Here is a 20,799-nt window from a genome sequence, read left to right as displayed (position 1 = left end):
GGAGCGCCGTTTCCCGGCACAAGTTCCGGTGGATGCACTCGGCGAAGTCTCGAACCAGTCGATCGCCAACCTGACGGCATCTATTCAAACCTCCAATCCGACTATCGGGGCGGGTTCTCAACTGGTATCGTATCCTGAGCGCGTGGTTCTGATGGGACTCTTAAACAGGGCATCTCCCGATGGAAGCGGTTATCGAGGATGCGGATGGGGCATCCGCGGTCGTGTCGCGCAGCAGCCAAGGCAGTGACTGAGCATGGCCGATACCGACGCACAGATCTGCAATCAGGCGAAGGTTCGCCCTCTGATCATACTCGGGACAATCTAGCGATCCCGACTGGCCCTCTGGGCCAAGATAGCAAAATCGCCATGACGATTACAGCGTCTGGAGGAGCAATGCTGCCGGAAGCAATGCCAGGATCATACAGACCTCCTAGCTTGGTGTGCGTGGCAGCAGCTAAATGGTGAAGCAGGGCATCGATAGCTGGATGCCGCAACCGTCGTTAGGACCTGCATGGTAGCTAACACCGTCACGGCTGGCGGCAAGCGAAAACCATCCGCTCAAAACGCGCATCGCTGCTTCATTCGAATGCGGGGTGCCTGTCTCATCCGAGCGACAATAAGTACATTTCTGCGACAAACTAGCCTGCCGGAGAGAAACCTTCGCGACAAAGGTCGGATATGATGGATCCGAGGCGCACGGTCATCAGGCCCTACCCGTGTCTTGCAGGTTGGCGTTGGAGGATAGCGTGACACTTGAGGCTGTTATGAGCACGGCCCTGAGAGTTTCCCCCAAAGGTCTGAAGCAATCGTGCTTGAGGTGCCCGGCGCCTCGGACGTCCTACTTCGGCGCCGTGAAAGGCTGTCTGCGGTAGCTCGTGAGTAAAGACGGAAAAGATAGGATTTGGCGCAATTACTACGGATAGGAAACCCCAATGAAGCTCACCACTCTTGCTGTTATGCTGTCCTTAGCCGGTGCAGGATATGCTCAAGCCCAGCAATCGGCGACGCCCGCAGTACCGTCGACACGTCAGCCCGGCGCATCGGAGCGGCTGCAGCAAAAAATTGCTCCGGGTTTGGCGAAATATACGAATGACGTTCTGTTCGGCGAGGTTTGGACGGGTGCCGGTCTCTCTCCTCGGGACCGCAGCCTGACTGTCATATCTGTACTGATCGCGACCAACAAGGTCGGGCAGCTGCGCGGGCATCTGGGGCGTGCCTTGACGAACGGCGTTACCCCTGTGGAAGCGTCGGGCGTGGTCACGCATCTCGCCCTCTACACAGGTTGGCCGTCTGCCGTATCAGTGCTCGAGGTTTACGATAGCGTGTTCACCGAACGTAATGTCGACTTCGCCAGCATTCAAGCTCCTCTGGAGGCGTTGCCGCAGGCTTCGACGGGTAGCGATGCGGTGCCGGCCCGGCTGGAGGAAATTGCGCCGAACTTTGCCGACCTGTCGAACCGCATCGTTTTCGGCGATCTGTGGCATCGATCCGACCTGACTGTCCGGGACCGCAGTCTTGTCACGATTGCCGCACTTGCAAGTACAGGGGATAGCGATCTCTTGCCGCCCTACCTTCACCTCGGTGTCAAGGCCGGGCTCAAGAAAGAGGAAATCGCCGAGGCGCTGACGCAGCTTGCTTTCTACGCCGGCTGGGGCAAGGCGACGAAAGCGCTCGCCGTTGTGTCACAAACCCTGGCGGACTGATGCTGTCGGTGGCCAGACAGCCATGCCTGTCGTCTGCAAGTTATGACCTTCGATCTAATCACGAATGGCATGCAGACGACACCACTCATATCGTCAGGAGAGACAAGTGAATCATGGCGTTTCGCGGAAGAACCTAAAATCCCTGAGACTTCGTATGATTGTCGCCGCATCATGCCTCGGTTCGCTTGCATGGTCCGCTCAGGCTGAAACGACTGTCGTGCGCAAGGGGTCTCCCCCGATCAATGTCGCCCCTGCGGAGAATTTCACCGGGAATGTCAGAACCGCCTCGGCTTACCGTGGGACCGGAGGTTCGCGTCTTCGGGGCTCCACGGTCACTTTTGACACCGGAGCGAGAACCAACTGGCACCGACACCCGATGGGCCAGACGCTAATCGTGACCAAAGGCTGCGGATGGACCCAGGCTGAAGGTGGCGTCATCGAAAAAATCTGTGCAGGCGATGTTTCATGGATAGGGCCGGGTCAGAAACACTGGCATGGCGCGACGTCCACCACTTCCATGAGCCATGTCACGGCATTAGAGACCGTGGACGGACAAAGCGTCGAATGGCTCGAACGAGTGACCGACGAAGAGTACTCCAAAGGCCCGCAGTGACCCACACGAAGGTCTTCGGTCGGCATTACTCTGGCCGTCACCAAACCGACTTCGCCGTTCGCCTTGTTCTCGCGAAACATGTCTTGAAAGTGAAATCATGACGACACGCTACCCGCATCTCGCTCTTTGCCTGCTGTTTTCTCAGCTTGTATCCGGCGCTGCCCTCGCAGAGGATACATCCCAACCCGGCCCGCTTGTCATCCGTGAGCAGGGAAGCTTTGCCGCGGGCGGAACCGTGCTGTCCAATCCTGGCAAGTACGACAACAACGCCCCGACCCCCTCAGGGCAAACGCTTCACGGGGATCATCTCTACACCTTCTATCAGATCCCCGAAAATCCGAAGCCGACGCCTATCGTGATGCTTCATGGGGCGTTCCAGTCCTCGCGCAGCTGGGAGACGACGCCGGACGGTAGGGAAGGCTTCCAGACCATCTTCCTTAGGCGCGGCTTTTCCACCTATCTTGTCGATCAGCCGCGTCGCGGCCGCGCCGGCAATAGCACTGTTGCAGCCACGATCGAGCCGACACCGAACGATCAGCTCTTCTTTGATCAGTTCCGTATTGGCACCTGGCCAAACTACAATGAGAACGTCCAGTTCGATCGCGATCCGACAACGCTCGACCAATTCGTTCGTTCGTTTACCCCGAACACCGGCCCCTATAACGCCGGCGTGATTTCGGCGTCGATGGCGGCTCTGCTGGACAGGATCGGTCCTTCCATTTTGTTCACGCATTCGCAGGGCGGCGGCCCCGGCTGGCTCACCGCGATCAAAAGCGAGAACGTCAAGGGCATCGTTGCGTTCGAACCCGGAAGCGGCTTCCTGTTCCCGGAACGCGAGGTTCCGCCTGTGATGCCGAGCGCTGCCGGTCCTCTGGCTGCTGAAGCCATACCCGTCGCGGATTTCGAGAAACTCACGCGGGTTCCTATCATCATCTATTATGGCGATAATTTTCCGTTAGAGGCGACAGCCGAACGCGGCAAGGACAACTGGCGTGTCCGTCTCGCAATGGCAAAGCTCTGGGTCGCAGCGGTGAACAGGCATGGCGGTGATGCCGAGCTCGTGCACCTTCCCGAAATCGGCATCCGAGGAAATACCCATTTCCCCTTTTCGGACCTGAACAATATCGAGATCGCGGATCAGGTTTCGAAGTTTCTCGGGACGAAGAACCTGGACCGATGATTTGTAAGGCGCCCCCCGGAGCCGGGTTCGTCTGCGCCGCATTCTGACACTGCGGATCTTGTAGGAGGTAACTGACAATGTCTTTCTCGTCTTTCCAGATTTTTGTCCTTACGATTCTTGTCTGTGTCATGGCAGTTGGATGGGTCGTCGCACCGGAGCATTGCACACCGGGTGATGAAAGCCGCTGGGAGGAGATCAGTTCAGTTCGTTCATAGAGCAGGGATCGAGACGAAAGCGCATGCTGCGAGCGAGCCACCGAGGCGCACGAATGTATGGTCGAGGCGATGTCTTGCCTTATGCCACGTTGAGCGAACGGATGTGAGGAGCGTCTTAAGAGGGGAATCCAAAAAATGGCTGTGTGGCTGATCGGTGAGTGCGTGCATGAATGCTACCCAGCAGCAGATCTCGGACAACGGAGATGGGATCCTCTGCATTGAGTTTCTCGTCCCATGCCTGATGTCTTAAAGAGATAGGGATGTCGCAGCGTGACCGTCCATTCGGCTGTCACTTTCATTGACACTTTGCTCGATGTCGTCGATTTACGCGGCGCGTTTCTCGTATTGCCGTCGAGAAATTCAACCCTATCTCGCCGTCCTATCTTCTCTTTCCCGCCATCGGAATTGGAACGGACGATATTGCGGGACTTGCAGTAAGGTGCGTCGTAGCGGCTCGATGAAACAGTCAGGGCGCCCTTGCGCCCCTCCAGCCATTATCATCTGTGCTCACACTCTTGGACTTGCGCAACTTAAGGCGCGTTCGCTATGCGAGTGATTTCGCCCAGGAGTTCAGGTGGCCAAAGCTTTCGATAACCTGCGCGCCGGCGGAGCCAAGGGCTTCGCGCTTGGCAATCGCGGTTTCCCTATCCTCTCCAATCAGGGCACCGGCATGGCCCATACGCTTGCCGGGCGGGGCGCCGTGACCAACGATCATCGCCGCAACGGGTTTACGCGCCGCCGATATCGTTTCAAGCATCTCATATTCTTTCAATCCGCCGATTTCACCGACGTAAAGGATCATTTCTGTATCGTCATCCTCCATGAAAAGGTCGAGATATTCGTTTGGCAAGCGCGTGGATACCGCGTCACCTCCGATGCACGCGATAGTGCTTTGCCCACAGCTGTTGTTGGTCAGAATCCGCGACACCATTAGGCCCATGGTCCCGCTACGGGAAATGACGCCGATATTGCCTTGTCTGGTAAATTCGGCCGGTATCGATCCTATCACGCATTTACCCGGGCTTGAGACGCCGACGGTGTTCGGTCCGACGATCCAGGTGCCGCGTTTTCGCGCGTAATTGGAAGCCACCAGGGCGTCATGGGCCGGTACAAGCTCAGCTGCAACGACCGCAACAGCGATTCCCGCGTCGGCATGTTCTATGATTGCGTCGCGCACGCCACTGGCTGGAACATAGATGATGCCAGCATTTACCCCTGTCGCTTCGACGGCGTCCGCTACCAGGTCGAAGACGGGTACCCCGTCGAGCTCGGTTCCACCTCGTCCCGGTGAAACATGCGCCACGACATTGGTTCCGGATGCGCGCATCCACTCCACCTGTGCTGCTCCATAGGCGCCGGTTCCACCTTGAACGAGAACACGCGTTTCTTTGTCGATCAGAATTGCCATTACAAGCTCCTCAGCGAGATTCGCGGCTGCATTTCACCTGCCATTCGGCTGCCACACAATTCCCTATGTCATAACAAAGCGCAAGCAACAAGTACCTAATATGGTATATGATGATTGAGCGGTTCATATTCAGACTAGGTAGCGATTCAAAACTAAAGGCAGAAAACACGCCTAATATCAGTTGTTTACGGGTAGGACGCACGATTTCCGCAAAAGGCTGCCTACTGAACTCCTCTTGACTGGCTAGATACAAGTACTATACCAAGCACTAGTTGAGGTTTTTTCAAAGATAGGCTTCTCGGCAGTGCGACGATGCGGGACAGCGGTCAAAAAGGTTGCGTTTGATGAACGTCATGAGAATATCGAGCGCCGACGCGAAGTCCCTGGCTGCCTACATGAAGGTTGCGCGGGTACTGCGGGAACGCATCCGGCGCGATGAATGGATAGTCGGGCAAATGTTGCCGTCGCTGTCCGATCTTTGCGAAGAATTTGACATGTCGCGCAATTCGATCCGGCAGGCTCTGCAGGTGCTCGCGGAAGAGGGGCTAATTTCGCATTCTCGCGGTCGTCAGGCCGTGGTAACGGCGCGCCCCATGGGTGCAGAGGATTTTCCCAAGCTCGTCGCTGCCATCAACGATCCGGAGGGTGCTCCGACGTTGATCGACCTACTGTCCCGCAGCGAGATACGCAGGCCGCCCGGCGATCTTGAATGGTCGGGGACCCTTTTCGATTCGTATCAGCACCTGCGCAAGATCCACAGCATCGATGGCACGCCGTATGTCTTAAGCGACTTCTACGTTGCGACGACAATCTTTGACGCTTTCGAGGGTGCGGAGCAGCGTGTCAAGATCGACAGTCTCCTTCGTCTCCAGGACAAGGCAAAGCTCGACCAAAAGCGACAGACGATCTCCGTCACGCATGCCGATTCGGAGATTGCGCGCGCACTCGGTTGCGAGCTGGGAGAGACAATCATCACCGTGAGGCGATGGTGGCAGGCCACAGGCAGCAAACTGATCTGCGCGGCCCGCTCGCAGTATCTGGGGAAGTACTTCGTCTTCGAGACTTCGGAGAAGGTTGCCGCGGCGCCACGGCGGCGGCGGCAACAGGATTAGCGTTATAACTCGTCCAAAGGGAGTAGGACAATGCGTTTGCTGGAATATCAGGGAAAGAGGATTTTGAGCAAGCACGGCGTTGCCGTCCCGCGAGGCCGCCTTTTATGCGCATCGGAGGAAATCCGCCTGGACTCGGATGAGGACGTGGTGCTGAAATGCCAAGTTCTAGAGGGGGGGCGCGGGAAGGCCGGGCTGGTGCGTCGGGTTGGTGCCTCGGAAGCTCCCGCCATTATCGGGACATTGCGATCAAGCATGCTTAGTCAGGGATATGCGGCTGATATCCTGATTGAAGACGTTACGGAAATCTCGAAGGAATATTATGTCTGCGTTCGCATCGACGACGTAGCTCAACGTCTTGTCGTGATGTTTTCTCCCGAGGGCGGCATCGATGTCGAGAGCTCGGCAAAAATTGCGCGTCTGCATGTCGATCCGCTGGAGCCGATCTCCGCTCATCTATTCATCCCATTCCTGCTCCAGGCTGGCGCGGGGAGCCAGCAGGTCGGCGCACTTGCTCGCCTGGTCTCGAAACTTTGTGCCGTTTTCGTCGCGGAAGATGCGCTTCAGGTCGAGATAAATCCTCTGGCTCTGACAGTTGAAAATACGCTTCTCGCGCTTGATGCCAAGATCGAACTCGACGACAGCGCGGCATTTCGGCACAAGGATCGGCCACAGCCTGTCCGATATCCCTCCGTCGATCCTCTAGAAAACGAGGCGTCAATATTGGGTGTCACCTTCGTCAGGCTCCCAGGCAACATTGCTCTCCTGACCGGTGGTGCCGGACTAGGAATGGGTATCGTCGATGAATTGGCCACAGCCGGTCTCAGGGCAGCCAATTTCATCGACACACCGGCAGGCGTGAATATCGAGAAGAAGATCGATTTTGTTCTGGCACGCGCCAAGGAAAGCGATGTCGATCTGATCGGGGTCTATGTATTCCAGACGGCGCAGCCGCTGTCTCGCGTTGTGAGTAGTCTACTGAAAAAGATCGCGGAAGCTCCGCTGCCCAAGCCAACTGTCGTCGGGATCGCTGCGGGCGGTGCGGGCCAGCGCGGAATGTCGATCGAGGAAGCCAAGCAGCTTTTGGGCGAGCAGGGAATACCAGTCGTGACCGAAGTCCATGAGTTTGTCGAAACTCTCGCCGGAAAGTCCGCGGAGGCCAAAGCGCTGAGAGCTGGCGCGAGCCAGCGGATGAGCCGGGTTGAATTGCGCTCCGTGCTAACTGCTCCCGCCACCTAGACATGGCAAGCGGAGAGCAGGCTGGCGTGGTGGGATGAGCACGGCAGCAGGACTATCGCATCGCAGAAAGTCGTCCGGGATTCAAATCGCCGACGACTGCGATCTATCGGGGAGAGTGCGCTGAGATTGTCGATTGCGACCTGATGTGGCTCGCCATCGAATTTGGGAGAGAGGAAAAACAGATGAAGAAGCTACTCGCAACTTTACTGCTTATGTGCGTCTGCATGCCCTTCGCCAGCCATGCGGCGGATTACCCGACGCAAAGGGTAACGATCATCGTTCCGTTTACCCCCGGCGGCAGCAATGACGCCATAGGCCGGTTTCTTGCCAACAAGCTGAGCGAAGTCTGGGGCCAACCGGTTGTCGTGGAAAACCGTCCTGGCGCTGGGAGCGCGTTGGGGGCGGCGCATGTCGCAAGGACAGATCCGGACGGATATACCCTGCTCATCGGTTCGACGTCCTACGCAACCAACGCCGCAGTCAAATCCGATCTCGGCTTTGACCCTCTCAAGGATCTGACCCCGATCAGCATGGTCGGTACCAATGTCGTCGGGATCATCGCAGGCAAGCGTGTCCCGATGAATACGCTTGAGGATCTCGTTCGTGAGGCAAAAACCAAAACCATCTATTACGCCACTTCCGGAGTTGGAAGTTTTCAGCACTTCAACGGTCTGCTGCTGAACGAGGTTCTGGGAATCAACATGACCGCCGTTTCCTATGGAGGTGGCACCGAGGGGCTTGTCGATCTCATCGGTGGCCGCGTGGATCTCTATATTGCGGGCCTCGGTGTCGTCCAACCGGCACTCGAGGCCGGCGCCAAGAATCTCGCCATCCTGAGTGCGGCACGCTCACCGGCTATGCCAAACGTTCCGACGACCGCAGAAGCAGGATATCCCCAGGCCGCCGCTCAGAACTACTGGAGTATTTTCGTTCCGGCTGGAACGCCGGATGATGTCGTATCCAAGATCGACGATGGTGTGCAGAAAGCCATGCACTCTGATGACGGCCGCAAATTCCTGGAAGGCCTGTTCGGAGAACCCGCCAATATGACGACAGCGGAGGTGGGCGACTATGTCAGAAAGGAAATAAGGTACTGGACAGAACTGGCGAGCAAGAACGGCATTGCCAAAAACTGACCCGTCATAATGCATCACGCCTGGCAAGCCGCGCTGATAAGGGAGTTCGAGTATCGTGTTGATGGGAAATTCCCATGTAGCGCAAGCAGCCAGATGTCTATCCTCTGCCGCGAACCTGAAAGGCGCGTGGCAGAGGTAAGGCGAGAAGCACCGCTTACGCTAACCGCCCTCGAATTCGCGCCAAGCCACCTGTTTCGAAAGTCCCGGCAGATCAGCTGCACCCCTAAGCTCAAAAAGCCCACTCGCCGGGTTCACCGGTACCCGGGGGCAGGCCCTTGCGTGGTTGTCCATGCGGTCGCAAGGGCAAGCGCATCGTTCTCAAGCCGGTCAGATGGACCAAAGGGAGACATTCATGACCGAATTGACTGGGCATTGCGACCCGCATTTTGAGAGTATCTTCGACATCCTTCAGTCTAACTTGTCCGATGGAAAGGAGGTTGGAGCCAGCCTTTACGTCAATGTCGATGGTGAAGATGTCGTCGATCTATGGGGCGGGTGGTGCGAGAAGGAAAGAAAGGTTCCGTGGTCGCAACATACGATCGTTAACGTGTTTTCCGCAACGAAGACCGTGACCAGCCTAGCTGTCCTCATGCTTGCTGATCGGGGTCAGATAGATCTCTTCGCGCCCGTCGCAACATACTGGCCCGAATTCGCTCAGAATGGCAAAGAAGCGGTCGAGGTGCGCCACCTGCTCAGCCATACGGCGGGATTACCAGCATGGGAGCCCCCCTTTACTATGAGTGTCGCCTACGATGTCGACGCTTCGACGGCCAGGCTGGCTGCACAAGCTCCATGGTGGGAGCCTGGGGCGCGTGGCTCGTACCATGCCAGCACGTTCGGTCATCTCAATTCGGAATTGGTCCGCCGCGTGACCGGCAAATCATTGAAACAGTTCATCGCCGAGGAAATTGCCGAGCCTCTCGATGCCGACTTCTATCTCGGCCTCAACGATGAGCAGTGCGACCGCGTGGCAACTGTCTATCCCTCGTCCGAAGACGCGGCGCGCGGCAGCACCAATAACGAGCCCGTATCGCACGTGTCGGTTATCGACGAAGGACCGGACACCGACATGGCCATTTCCAGAAGGACACGCCTCGGTTCGTTTTCCGGCACGAAGCGCGATCCATTTCTGGTCTACAATTCGCGGGAATGGCGCCGGGCGGACTTTGCGGGCAGCGCCGGCCATTGCAACGCGCGTGGCCTTGGCAGAATCATTCAGGCACTCAGCCTGGGCGGCGCCTCGCGCGGTGTGAAACTCGTGTCTCCCGCGATCATCGATATGATCTTCCATCAACAGTTCAGCGGCATCGACGCCTACTATATGAAGCCCATTCGATGGGGCATAGGCTACGCATTGGCGTCGGAAAGCGACAACACGCGAGGACCGTTGCCATTCCTTCGGCCAAGCGGGAAAACCTGCTTCTGGTACGGCACTGGAGGCGCGCTTTCCATCGCAGATGTCGAGCGCCGGACAACCATCACCTACGCCATGAACCAGTGTCAATCGGGCAAGAGATCTCTCAACGGGGTCTATTACAAAGCCATTCAGGACTGCCTTTGATCAGGCCACAAACCCAAGGAGACCACTCGATGTATATCGACCGTTCAGCGGCCTTGGAGCTGGTGATCGCGCCTATGCCCTTTGAAATCGAGCGGGGGCGGCTGCGGTTCTTTGCGGAAACGATAGGCCTCACCGATCCCATCTATTTCGATGTCGATGCGGCCCGCAAAGCAGGCCACCGTGACCTTGTCGTACCCCTAACCTTTCTCAGCAATTCGCTGGAGCTATCGTTACCGGATCCATTCTCGTGGCTGTCGGACCTCGGAGTGGATCTCTCGAAGAAAACGCATGCCGAACAATCGTTTGTCTATCACGAACTGGCTTACGCCAATGACAAAGTCGTGTTTCATCGCAAGATCATCGATGTCTATACGAAGAAGGCCGGTGCCCTCGAATTCGTGGTGAAGCAAACGGATGTAAGGCTCGGTGACACGACATTGCTGGAATGCCGGTTCGTATCGGTTATCCGGCATCCGGAGGTATCAACATGATTTCGCGAGAATTCCACCTGGGCTCGGAGTTGCCCGACCTCCAGCTCGACACCGTCTCAAGGACACTCCTGGCGCTTTTTGCAGGAGCGTCCGGCGATCACCAGCCAACGCACCTCGACATCGACGCTGCGAGAGCCAAGGGTTATGACGAAGTTTTCGCCCATGGCATGCTGTCCATGGCCTATCTCGGCAGATTGTTGACCAACTCGCTTCCGCAGGAGCGGATAAAATCCTTTGATGCGCGCTTCGTTGCTCGCGTACCTTTGCATTCCCGGCCCCGCTGCACCGGGCGGGTCATCGAGGTGATGGCAGGCTCGATACGCGTCGAGCTGCTGATGACCCTCGAAGATGGGACTGTGGTCGTGAAGGGCGAGGCCGTTGTCAGCTCGTTGGAGCCTGCGACACATCCCTGATTGTCACAGGGTGATCCCACCCGCCCGACTTTTCTTGGACCTCGCGTTCCGAGCGAGATCCTGACCACAACATCCCCCGAACTCACCGCACCTGACGCCCTGCTCTCAGGACGCCAGTCCTTGAACGTTGACAAATGCGCATGAATGAATGATAATTCATTTTAAGAGGAACGGCAGGTGACCTGCCTCAGTTAACTGTTGGAATTAGGCGTTTCGGCAGCCTGTAGGCTGCCGAGAAGATTGAGGCGTGTATTCACGGACAGATGACGGTCGTTGTCGTCTTTTTGAATACAACAATGAATATTTGCCGTTCAAGGTGGTAGAAAACCGTTGTCCGGTCAAAATGGAGGAGGATCGCATGAAGTTCGTCGTCACTATATTTATGTCCTTGTTCGTCATGGTATCTGCCGTCGTTGCGCAAGATTATCCGACAAAACAGGTGACATTGGTCATTCCGTTTTCGCCGGGCGGCGGGAATGACACCGTGGGCCGCTTTCTGGCCGAAGGTCTTTCGAAATTATGGGGTAAGGCCGTTGTCGTTGAAAATCGCCCCGGCGGTGGGACTGCGGTGGGAGCCGCGCATGTGGCGCGATCCGAGCCCGACGGTTATACATTCCTGCTGGTATCGTCCTCGTACACCACCAATGCTGCATCGCGAACCGACCTGCCATTCGACCCGGTAGCCGATCTGGTTCCCGCGGGAATAGTGGGAGAGGGCGATCAGATCATTCTCGCCGGTCCCAATCTGAAGGTGAAAACGCTCAAGGAACTGACTGAGCTTGCGAAAGCCCGAACAGTTTTCTACGCAACTGCAGGATCCGGCAGCACGATGCATTTCTATGGTGCAATGCTGGGTGAAACTCTCGGTGTAGAGATGGTGCCGGTGTCTTATCCTGGCGGATCTGAGGCGCTGGTCGACCTCGTGGGCGGACGCGTCGACGTCGTCGTCGGTGCTTTTACCGCATCTCAGCGGCATCTGGACAAGGGCGTCGTTGTTCTGGCCCAACTGAGCGAAGCGCGCTCGAAAAGTCTGCCAGATGTGCCGACCATCGTGGAAGCCGGGTATCCGGATGCGCTCGGCGAAAATTACTGGACTATCCTCGTGCCTAAGGACACTCCGCCCACCGCTGTCGCGCGGATCCACGAAGGCATTCAGCAAGTGATGCATTCTCCCGAAGGGACCAATTTTCTGGCCAATTTGGACGCTCGTCCATCAGACAGGGCGGTAGCTGAAATCCAGGTCATGCTGAGGTCTTCCATCGATCGCTGGAAGGGTCTTGCGCAGCGGATCGGCATCAACAACTAGTGCGATAGTCGGCATTCTAATGTCGTTGTGCGCATTGATCGCAAATGTGCATCGTGGTCAATGCGCAACCTTCGGCCTTATAGCTTGCCGCTAGGCGCCGATCCTTTTTTTTCCAAACACGGAGAAAGCGGACTTCGCACCGAGCATGCCGGTCTGCGTGCGGCCTGTAACGTATCATGAATCAACCTCTACAAGGACCATTCAAGGAACGTTTAGCGGCTGTCCATTCGTGCCCGAGGAAAGACAACTGGTGCTGAATGAGGGCTTTGCGGCAGAAAATTCTAGATCACAGATGTGAGTGAGAGTTGGGAGGATGAAATGGCTATCGCAAATCAGAGGAATTTTGCGACAGGACTGCTGTATACGGCAGTCGGAGTTGCAGTCGTAATAGGTGCATCCCGGTACCAAATTGGTAGTGCAGCTCGTATGGGCCCGGGATATTTTCCGCTCGGGCTCGGGATCGCGTTGATCGCAACCGGCATATTTGTCGGTATCTCCTCGCTGGGGACGGGCAAGGCTCGTGTTTTACTGGATCGATGGCCGATGCGTAATATCGTGATCGTACTGTCTTCCGTTCTGCTGTTTGCCTTCTGTCTAGAGCGCTTTGGGTTGATCGTAGCGCTTCCGGTGCTGATCGCAGTGTCATCGCTTGCCCATCCCAACCATTCCTGGAAGGCCGTCCTCGTATCGATAGCCGTTCTGGCGCCGCTTACGTGGTTGATATTCATAAAACTTCTCGCCCTTCCTTTTCCGGTAGTCCCACCCTTCTTGATGCAATAGGTGCCCAGTGGATCTAATTAACAACCTTGTTCTCGGATTCGGTACGGCGTTATCTGGCTACAATCTGTTCTACGCCTTCTTGGGGTGTTTGCTTGGGACGCTGATCGGCGTACTGCCAGGGCTGGGGCCATTGGCCACAATCTCGATGCTCATGCCCATCACCTTCGGAATGGATCCTACATCGGCCTTGATCATGCTCGCTGGCATCTATTACGGAGCTGCTTATGGGGGCTCGACCACCGCTATTCTCGTCAACCTACCGGGGGAGACGTCCTCGGTCGTCACCGTGATTGACGGCCATCAAATGGCCCAAAAAGGCCGAGCGGGTGTCGCTATAGCGACTGCGGCAATCGGTTCCTTTGTGGCGGGCTGTATCGGCACGCTGGTTCTGGCAGCCTTTGCGGCGCCATTGTCCGCGATGGCGTTTCGGTTCGGCTCGGCCGAGTATTTCTCGTTGATGGTTGTGGGTTTGATCGGCGCGGTGTCGCTTTCCACCGGCTCCGTTATCAAGGCGATTGGGATGATTTTGCTGGGCATTGTCCTTGGCACGATCGGGACGGACCTCGAATCCGGCGTCCAGCGCTTCACCTTTGGCCTGCCGCATTTGTGGGAGGGCCTGGATTTCATAGTAATTGCCGTTGGACTCTTTGCCTTTGGTGAAGTTATCGGCACCCTTGAGGACAAGGATCAAAAACAGGATGTAACGGAAACCGTCGGCCGTCTTATGCCCAATCGGGAAGACTTCCGCCGGATGACACCATCTATTCTGCGCGGAACGGGTCTGGGAACTATACTCGGAATTCTCCCCGGGGCTGGCCTGTCAATAGCCTCGTTCCTGTCTTACAGTCTTGAGAAGAAGGTCTCCCGGTATCGCAGTCAAATTGGAAAAGGCGCAATCGAAGGTGTCGCCGGTCCCGAATCCGCCAACAATGCTGCGGCGCAGACTGCGTTCATCCCGACACTTACATTGGGGATTCCCGGAAGCCCGACCATGGCTCTCCTGCTTGGTGCCATGATCATGCATGACATCCAGCCTGGCCCTCAGGTGATGACTAGCAATCCGGATCTTTTCTGGGGGCTGATTGCATCCATGTGGGTCGGCAATGCCATGCTTGTCGTATTGAATCTGCCTCTAGTTGGCGTATGGGTAAAGCTGCTGAAAATACCTTACCGGGCGCTTTACCCTGCGATCATGCTGTTCTGTTGTATTGGTGTTTACGCCAGCCAGCTCTCGACCAATGACCTGTATCTCGCGGTGGGATTTGGACTGCTTGGATATGTGTTCCGCAAGCTTGAATGCGAGCCGGCACCTTTGGTTCTGGGCTTCGTTCTAGGACCGCTGCTAGAGTCGCATTTCCGCCGTGCGATGGTGCTGTCCCAGGGAGACTATACCACCTTCGTTCAAGAGCCTATTTCACTGGGCTTCCTGATTCTTGGTGCTCTGCTTTTGGTTGTCGCCAGCATTCCGATGATACGGAAGCGCAGGGATCAGGTTCTGAGCGAGGCGGACTGACGCCGAACTTATCTTTAAGCAGACTTGACCGCTGCACCGACCTTCATGATCCCGGCATAATGTGCCGGGATCTGTTTTTGAACCGCACACGCTTGGGCCACGCAGTTGTTGGTCTGGCAATTCGGAACAACTTCGGGAAACCTGCGGGCTCCTTTAGCTGGTATCTCGGAATTCTTGCGCTTGGTAATCGTCAGTACCGGCTCCCCGCTTGCGCTTTTTTTCCCGCAGGCGCCGCCGCCTCCCTTGAAATCTCTCGCCTGTTCTGGGCACGGCATGCTCTAGATCATCCCCCAAGGCGGAAGCATCGTTCAATGTGGACGCCGAAACATCATGCGGATACAGTCGGCAATATCGCGCATGTTGATAAAGATTGGTAGCCTGGTCGCCGGCTCGACCGGCTCAAGCGAAATACCAATGCTGCTGACATTCTCCTGCTCATCGAGATCGCGTACGATCAGCACGGTTGAGCCGAAGCGCATCCGATCTGCATAATACACCTTGCCGCTCATCCGGTGCATCATCAGTTCGCCAATCGACATGTGATATTCGGCCGCGGTCAGAAGACCCGGACCATAAGCTGCGTCGAGTTCCCGAGCGGAACCTGCAGGAGATATGGAAAAAGCTCCGAAGAACTCAGCATCGTCCTCATCCACCGGCACTTTGCTCGCGAACAGCCGGTCCAGCAGGCGGATGGAGTTCGGCGTGACGAAGAGATAGACCTGATCGCCTTCCTGCAGACGGCCGGCATACTGGTAGCGGATACTCTTGTTGTCGCGGATCACCAGAGAGGGCATCGCCCAACGGGGGATGCGTTCTCCCCGCAGGATCGCGCTGTCTTTTATTACCCGGTATGAGATGAGTTCATGGGTGGCTTTGCCGGGCAGGTCGAGCTCCAGCTTATCGACCTCGCCCATGCGCTTGGGAATGATGAGACCGAGATAGCCCGCCAGGGGCTTGACGGTCCAGCCCTGCAGCAGCAGCGAGACCAGAACGATTATGAATACAGTGTTGAAATAGATGCTCGCGTCACCGAGCCCACTCATGACAGGCAGAATTGCCAGAAGGATGGAGACTGCGCCGCGCAGGCCGACCCACGCAATGAAGCCCGTCTCTTGCTGGGTGAAGTCATAGGAAAGTAAGCTCAGCCAAACCGCGATCGGCCGCGCGACGAGGATGAGGAAGAAGGCCAATCCCACAGCCGGAAGAATGATCGGCCCAAACTGCGATGGCGTCGCGAGAAGGCCGAGCACGAGGAACATGATGATCTGCGCCAGCCAAGTGAGGCCCTCGTGAAAGCGGGCAATCGAATGCCTGGCGAACATCTTGCGGTTGCCGGAGTAAATCCCGGCGATATAGACCGCCAGGAAGCCGCTGCCCCCGAGCGCGCCGGTAAAAGCAAAGACCAGAAGAGCAAGCGTCAGCACCAAAATCGGCGCGAGACCACGGTCGGATGTGAAGCGGTTCAGGACCCAAACGATCGTTATACCGCCGAGCAGGCCGAGAACGAGGCCGAGGCCCATTTCCCCAATGAAGCTGATGAGGAAATGCAGGTTTAGATCGTCGACACCCTGGCCACTTGCCAAGAGGTCAACGAATGCAACCGTCAGGAAGATCGCCATCGGATCGTTTGTGCCAGATTCCACCTCCAGCGTTGAGCGCACCCTGTCGCGGATGTTGATCCCTCCGATCCTCAGGAGGAAGAAGACGGCAGCGGCATCCGTCGAGGCGACGATCGAGCCGAGTAGTAGTCCTTCCAGCCAGCTGAAGTCGAGCAGAATGGTCGCCGCAAAAGCGAAAAAGCCGGCTGTGAAAAATACCCCAACCGAGGCGAGCGTCAGGGCGGGCAGGGCGGCGATGCGCAGCGAATGGACCGAGGTTCCGAAGCCTGAATCGAATAGCACGATCGCCAAGCCCAGAGACCCGAGCATATAGGCGAACGGAAAGTTTTTGAACTGAATGCCGAGGCCGTCCACCCCTGCTAGCAGCCCGATGGCAAGGAAGACGAGCAGCAGCGGTGCGCCGAAGCGAAAGGCAAGAAGGCTAAAAAACGCGGCCGCCAGCACCAGCAAGGTGCCGACAAGCAGGATGATGTAGAATGCCTCCACGCGCCTTCCTTTTGCTCAAAATACAGCGCCACGACAGGAACCTTGAAGCAGCCACGATTTGACGGCGGTGGGACGAAGGCCGTCCAGCGGCGTTTGCGTGAGTTTAACCACCAAGCCCGGGGGCCGAATGACCGCCTCGCCGGTCACACGGCCGACCTTGAATACCTCCGAGCCGAGCTTTGAAGCGACAGCGGCAAGCCCCTGCTTGATCTTGAAAAGCCAGTGCCGCCATTACCTCAGGTGGTTACGAGCGTTGACCAGCCGTCGCGTCTCTATCTACTTAGAGACATGAACCGAGACCGCTGTCCGCCAAATGCCAGCATTCTGCGCTGACCTTGGGCTTCCGGGGCGTTACCCACAATGCGGTGCGGTAACGACACAGTTTATCTAATGTCAACGACCGGTATCAGGCTAAGATACCGGTCGTTCGCGCTGGATCCGGCTGAAGGCGCTCTTGAATTCCAGGAGCCGCAACGCGCTGAGGTGTCGTTGGAGGCAGAAGAAGGACGCACCTCCTGCGCCATGACTGCCCCGTCCGTCGAGCTTAGAAAGCCGTCCGGCCGCCATCGGCAGTTACGACAGATCCGGTCATCATGCGGGACTCCGGCGATGCCAGAAATAGCGCAATGGAAGCCATCTCGTCTGGCTCACCACGAGAGAAGGGGTACTTCTCAGCCAGGTCCTGGAGATGCGTTTGCGGCTTCGATGCCGCGAGCCAGCGCTCCGTTTTGACCGATCCCGGGCAGATCACGTTGGCGCGGATACCATATTGGGCATACTCACCTGCAATCGCGCGCGTGAGCGATATTACGCCACCTTTCGCGGAGGCATATACGTGCTTACGCAATGTGCCACTTAAAGCGGCCCAGCTCGCGGTGTTCACGATCACGCCGCCTCCACGCTCTTTCAGCAGGGGAATAGCCTTCCTGCAGCAAAGAAAGGTCCCAAGCAAATTAATGCCGATCGTGATGTTCCATACCGACATATCGACATCAGTAACTGGTCCGTCCTCCTTGATGGAGCCACCGGCGCAATTGAACAGAATATCAAGTCCGCCGAATTTTTCCTTTGTCTTTTCCAGCGCACTTTGGATCGATTCCTCCTGCGTAATATCCGTTTCGATACCGAGGGCTTCTCCCCCTGCAGCGATGACTTCCTGGGCAACAGCAGCAGCAGTTTCAGGATTCTTTTCGGCGATAACGACTTTTGCGCCCTCCGTAGCAAACATTTTTGCTGCGGCACGACCGATGCCAGCGCCTCCGCCCGTTATGAACGCAACCTTATCTTTCAGACGATCCATTTCATTCCTCGCTCCGTCCTCCCACCGTGACGTTGAGCCCGGTAGCTCGCCGAATACTATCAACCAGGGGAGGACTGTCAACCGGCGAATGAACGTTCAGTTATCAATTGAGAGTAATCTGTTTTGGGCCCTTGCAGCTGAAGGGAGACAGGCCATTCCATAGCTTTTGCCAACCGATCCGCACCTAGTAATTCATCGAGCGATTTGGATCGCCTGTCACAAGCCGCAGGGCGTTTCAATGGTCCTGCGCCCGAAACTCGCGCTCAATGGCTTCGCGATGGTCCGGGTGAGCGATGGAGATCATGCGAGGTATCCTCTGTCGAATGGTCAAGCCACGCAGGTCGGCGATGCCGTGTTCAGTAACGATGACGCAGGATTCCGAACGGGCGACCGAGACAGGACCTGTCAGGCGCGGCACGATGCGGCTCCTGCTACCGGCTGTCGACGGCAATGCGACGATCGGTACACCGCCCTTGCTGGCTCCTGCCGCGCGCAGGAAATCGATTATCCCACCGACGGCTCCGACATAGCGTCCTCCTGCCGATTCAGAGTTGATCTGCCCGGTCGCATCGACTTCCACCGCGCTGTTCAACGCGACAAATCTCGTCAGTCGCGCCAGCACCTTCGGATCATGGGTATATCCGGTGCCCCGCAATTCAATCGAGGCGTTCCTGTCTGCAAACCGCCGCACAGCGGAGCCGCCCATCAAAACGCCACCGATGGTCAAACCCGGATCGATGCTCTTGCGGCTGTTGGTGATGATGCCCGCGTCATGGAGTGCGACGATGCCGTCCCCGATGCTGCCTGAGTGAATGCCGAGATCGCGACGGTCTCGCAGTTGCGATAGGGCGGCGTCGGGGATTGCGCCAATGCCGGTCTGCAACGTTGCTCCGTCTTCCACAAGCGACGCGACAAACTTACCAATGGCCTCATCGATCGACGAGGGGCTGACCGTCTTTTCTGGTGGCATCGGGCTGTCAGAATCGATCAGGAGGTCGAAGTCGTCCCGTTTCAGATAGGGCCCGCCAAAGGTCCACGGGACTTCAGGGTGAACTTCCGCGATTGTCACACGGGCCTGAGACATGGCTTCCAGAAGATATTCGCGAGCCATGCCGAGGCTGTAGCGTCCCTGTGCATCCGGTGGCGGAACCTGAAGCATCAGGACATCGATGCGCAGCGTACCCTCGTGAATGAGGTGAGGCAGCCGCGAGTAATGCACCGGCAGAATATCGAGGATGCCAGCATCCGCTAGGACCCGTGTCGTGCCACCAGCCCCATAGCCGATAAAGTCGAAATGGTCGGCATGCTCCGGCCGTATCTGGCCTGATAGCCCGATGCCAACGAAAATACGAAGCCTGCCGAGCGCGGACCGCTGCTCGACAAGATGCCGGATCAGCGTTGCAGGCTCTGCGTGGGACTGTCCCCACATGACGGTATCGCCGGGGCGGATAAAGTGCGAAAGATCGACAGCGCTGGTCATAAGGAATGTCCTCTCGGCAAACTCAAGCTCTCTCGAATACTGCTGCCATGCCCTGGCCGCCACCGATGCACATCGTTTCGAGCCCATAGCGCACATTGCGGCGCTTCATTTCGCGGATGAGCGTCGTCATCATTCGAACGCCGGTTGCACCGATCGGGTGGCCAAGCGATATACCGGAACCGTTGACATTCAACTTTTCGCGGTCGTCCCAGTTCATCGCCTTAAGGCAGGCAAGAACCTGTGCGGCGAAGGCCTCATTGATTTCAACGAGATCCATGTCGGCCATCCGTAGCCCAGTCTTTTGCAGCACCTTGGCTGTCGCTCCCACAGGGCCGATGCCCATGCGCGAAGGGTCGCAGCCGACCGCCGACCACCCATTGAGGAAGGCGATCGGCGTCAGGCCGAGGGCTTCCAGCTTGTCCTCGGCAACGATCAGGCAGGCAGCGGCGGCATCGTTCTGCTGTGCAGCATTGCCCGCGGTGACAGAGCCGTCTTTGATGATCGGGCGAAGTTTTGCAAGTGTCGCGGGTGTGCTATCCGCACGGATGCCCTCGTCCTGATCGAATATCACGGGATCTCCCTTGCGCTGGGGTACGACGACGGGCACCACTTCCTCGGCAAAGCGGCCTGACGCCCAGGCCTGCGCTGCGCGGCGATGACTTTCCGCGGAAAAAGCATCCGCTTCCTCGCGCGTAATGCTGTAATCGCCGGCCAGATTTTCCGCCGTCTCAATCATTCCCGAAATGACGCCGAACCTGTGGACCGGTTGGGAGCGCTCCCGACCGCGATCGAGCCGGTCGTAGAACTGGGTCGTGCCCGAGCGCCGGCCCCAGCGCATGTCGGTGGTGTAGTATTCGATGTTGGACATGCTTTCGACGCCGCCGGCCAGCACCACGTCGCAGGCTCCTGTCTGGACCATCATCGCTGCCGTGACGACCGCCTGAAGTCCGCCGCCGCAACGGCGGTCAGTCTGGAGACCGGGCACCTCGATGGGGAGCCCCGCGTCGAGCGCGATCCAGCGTCCGACACAAGGCGTCTCCGAGCTGGCGTAGGACTGCGCGAAGACGACATCCTCTATCAAGGCAGGATCGATGCCCGTTGCCGAAAGCACTGCCTTGGTGACCGTGGTCCCCAAAGTCTCGACAGGTACGGTCCGAAGCGATCCCCCAAATCCGCCGACGGCAGTGCGGAGCGGACTTACTATAGCGGCACGACGCATGATTTCACCTTTGGCTTTCAAGAGGCTG

General features: G+C 57.4%; 17 protein-coding genes. 12 read left to right on the top strand and 5 right to left on the bottom strand.

The genetic code is table 11. The features are described from left to right. The first annotated feature begins 932 nt into the window (after nt 1-932). The 3 genes from AC0JZ4_RS24660 to AC0JZ4_RS24650 all read left to right on the top strand — a co-directional run bounded on the left by AC0JZ4_RS24660 (nt 933) and on the right by AC0JZ4_RS24650 (nt 3,496). Complete coding sequence (locus AC0JZ4_RS24660) at nt 933-1,703, top strand: carboxymuconolactone decarboxylase family protein (protein ID WP_471889162.1); 771 nt, start codon at nt 933-935, stop codon at nt 1,701-1,703. Nucleotides 1,704-1,767: 64 nt separating this feature from the next. After that, on the top strand, nt 1,768-2,316 hold the full coding sequence (locus AC0JZ4_RS24655) for a (R)-mandelonitrile lyase (RefSeq protein WP_471889161.1): 549 nt from the start codon (nt 1,768-1,770) through the stop codon (nt 2,314-2,316). Between the two features lie 97 nt (nt 2,317-2,413). Further along, nucleotides 2,414-3,496 carry an alpha/beta hydrolase gene (locus tag AC0JZ4_RS24650; RefSeq protein WP_471889160.1) on the top strand — a complete coding sequence of 361 codons (1,083 nt, stop codon included), beginning with the start codon at nt 2,414-2,416 and terminating at the stop codon, nt 3,494-3,496. Between the two features lie 759 nt (nt 3,497-4,255). On the opposite strand, the gene AC0JZ4_RS24645 is transcribed toward AC0JZ4_RS24650, so the two are convergent. Next, on the bottom strand, nt 4,256-5,119 hold the full coding sequence (locus tag AC0JZ4_RS24645) for a succinate--CoA ligase subunit alpha (protein ID WP_471889159.1): 864 nt from the start codon (nt 5,117-5,119) through the stop codon (nt 4,256-4,258). A 344-nt stretch (nt 5,120-5,463) separates the two neighbouring features. Between AC0JZ4_RS24645 and AC0JZ4_RS24640 the strand changes: the two genes are divergently transcribed. The 9 genes from AC0JZ4_RS24640 (at nt 5,464) to AC0JZ4_RS24600 (ending at nt 14,667) form a co-directional block, all read left to right on the top strand. Further along, on the top strand, nt 5,464-6,231 hold the full coding sequence (locus AC0JZ4_RS24640) for a GntR family transcriptional regulator (protein WP_471889158.1): 768 nt from the start codon (nt 5,464-5,466) through the stop codon (nt 6,229-6,231). Between the two features lie 30 nt (nt 6,232-6,261). After that, the gene (locus tag AC0JZ4_RS24635; protein WP_471889157.1) at nt 6,262-7,467 is read left to right on the top strand and encodes an ATP-grasp domain-containing protein; all 1,206 of its coding nucleotides are present in this window, start codon (nt 6,262-6,264) and stop codon (nt 7,465-7,467) included. A 143-nt stretch (nt 7,468-7,610) separates the two neighbouring features. Then, nucleotides 7,611-8,603: a Bug family tripartite tricarboxylate transporter substrate binding protein gene (locus tag AC0JZ4_RS24630; RefSeq protein WP_471889156.1), complete on the top strand. Its 993-nt coding sequence runs from the start codon at nt 7,611-7,613 to the stop codon at nt 8,601-8,603. A gap of 352 nt (nt 8,604-8,955) precedes the next feature. Further along, complete coding sequence (locus AC0JZ4_RS24625; RefSeq protein ID WP_471889155.1) at nt 8,956-10,164, top strand: serine hydrolase domain-containing protein; 1,209 nt, start codon at nt 8,956-8,958, stop codon at nt 10,162-10,164. Between the two features lie 29 nt (nt 10,165-10,193). Continuing rightward, complete coding sequence (locus AC0JZ4_RS24620; RefSeq protein WP_471889154.1) at nt 10,194-10,655, top strand: MaoC family dehydratase N-terminal domain-containing protein; 462 nt, start codon at nt 10,194-10,196, stop codon at nt 10,653-10,655. Continuing rightward, nucleotides 10,610-11,068: a MaoC/PaaZ C-terminal domain-containing protein gene (locus tag AC0JZ4_RS24615; protein WP_471889153.1), complete on the top strand. Its 459-nt coding sequence runs from the start codon at nt 10,610-10,612 to the stop codon at nt 11,066-11,068. The genes AC0JZ4_RS24620 and AC0JZ4_RS24615 overlap by 46 nt, the downstream gene beginning before the upstream one ends. Before the next feature lie 358 nt (nt 11,069-11,426). After that, nucleotides 11,427-12,374 (top strand): Bug family tripartite tricarboxylate transporter substrate binding protein, encoded by a 948-nt coding sequence (locus AC0JZ4_RS24610; RefSeq protein ID WP_471889152.1) that lies wholly within the window; start codon nt 11,427-11,429, stop codon nt 12,372-12,374. A 318-nt stretch (nt 12,375-12,692) separates the two neighbouring features. Further along, nucleotides 12,693-13,154 carry a tripartite tricarboxylate transporter TctB family protein gene (locus AC0JZ4_RS24605; RefSeq protein WP_471889151.1) on the top strand — a complete coding sequence of 154 codons (462 nt, stop codon included), beginning with the start codon at nt 12,693-12,695 and terminating at the stop codon, nt 13,152-13,154. Nucleotides 13,155-13,161: 7 nt separating this feature from the next. Further along, the gene (locus AC0JZ4_RS24600) at nt 13,162-14,667 is read left to right on the top strand and encodes a tripartite tricarboxylate transporter permease (protein ID WP_471889150.1); all 1,506 of its coding nucleotides are present in this window, start codon (nt 13,162-13,164) and stop codon (nt 14,665-14,667) included. A 308-nt stretch (nt 14,668-14,975) separates the two neighbouring features. On the opposite strand, the gene AC0JZ4_RS24595 is transcribed toward AC0JZ4_RS24600, so the two are convergent. The 4 genes from AC0JZ4_RS24595 to AC0JZ4_RS24580 all read right to left on the bottom strand — a co-directional run bounded on the left by AC0JZ4_RS24595 (nt 14,976) and on the right by AC0JZ4_RS24580 (nt 20,771). After that, the gene (locus AC0JZ4_RS24595) at nt 14,976-16,772 is read right to left on the bottom strand and encodes a potassium/proton antiporter (RefSeq protein WP_471889149.1); all 1,797 of its coding nucleotides are present in this window, start codon (nt 16,770-16,772) and stop codon (nt 14,976-14,978) included. A gap of 544 nt (nt 16,773-17,316) precedes the next feature. Further along, nucleotides 17,317-18,072: an SDR family NAD(P)-dependent oxidoreductase gene (locus AC0JZ4_RS24590; protein WP_471889148.1), complete on the bottom strand. Its 756-nt coding sequence runs from the start codon at nt 18,070-18,072 to the stop codon at nt 17,317-17,319. Between the two features lie 235 nt (nt 18,073-18,307). Next, on the bottom strand, nt 18,308-19,552 hold the full coding sequence (locus tag AC0JZ4_RS24585) for an acetyl-CoA hydrolase/transferase family protein (RefSeq protein ID WP_471889147.1): 1,245 nt from the start codon (nt 19,550-19,552) through the stop codon (nt 18,308-18,310). Nucleotides 19,553-19,574: 22 nt separating this feature from the next. After that, nucleotides 19,575-20,771, bottom strand: a complete 1,197-nt coding sequence (locus tag AC0JZ4_RS24580; RefSeq protein WP_471889146.1) for an acetyl-CoA C-acetyltransferase — start codon at nt 20,769-20,771, stop codon at nt 19,575-19,577. Nucleotides 20,772-20,799: the final 28 nt, after the last annotated feature.

This window comes from [Rhizobium] kunmingense (assembly GCF_977018605.1).
Note: the sequence above shows the minus strand (reverse complement) of the source record. Positions and strands in the feature narration are given on the sequence as shown.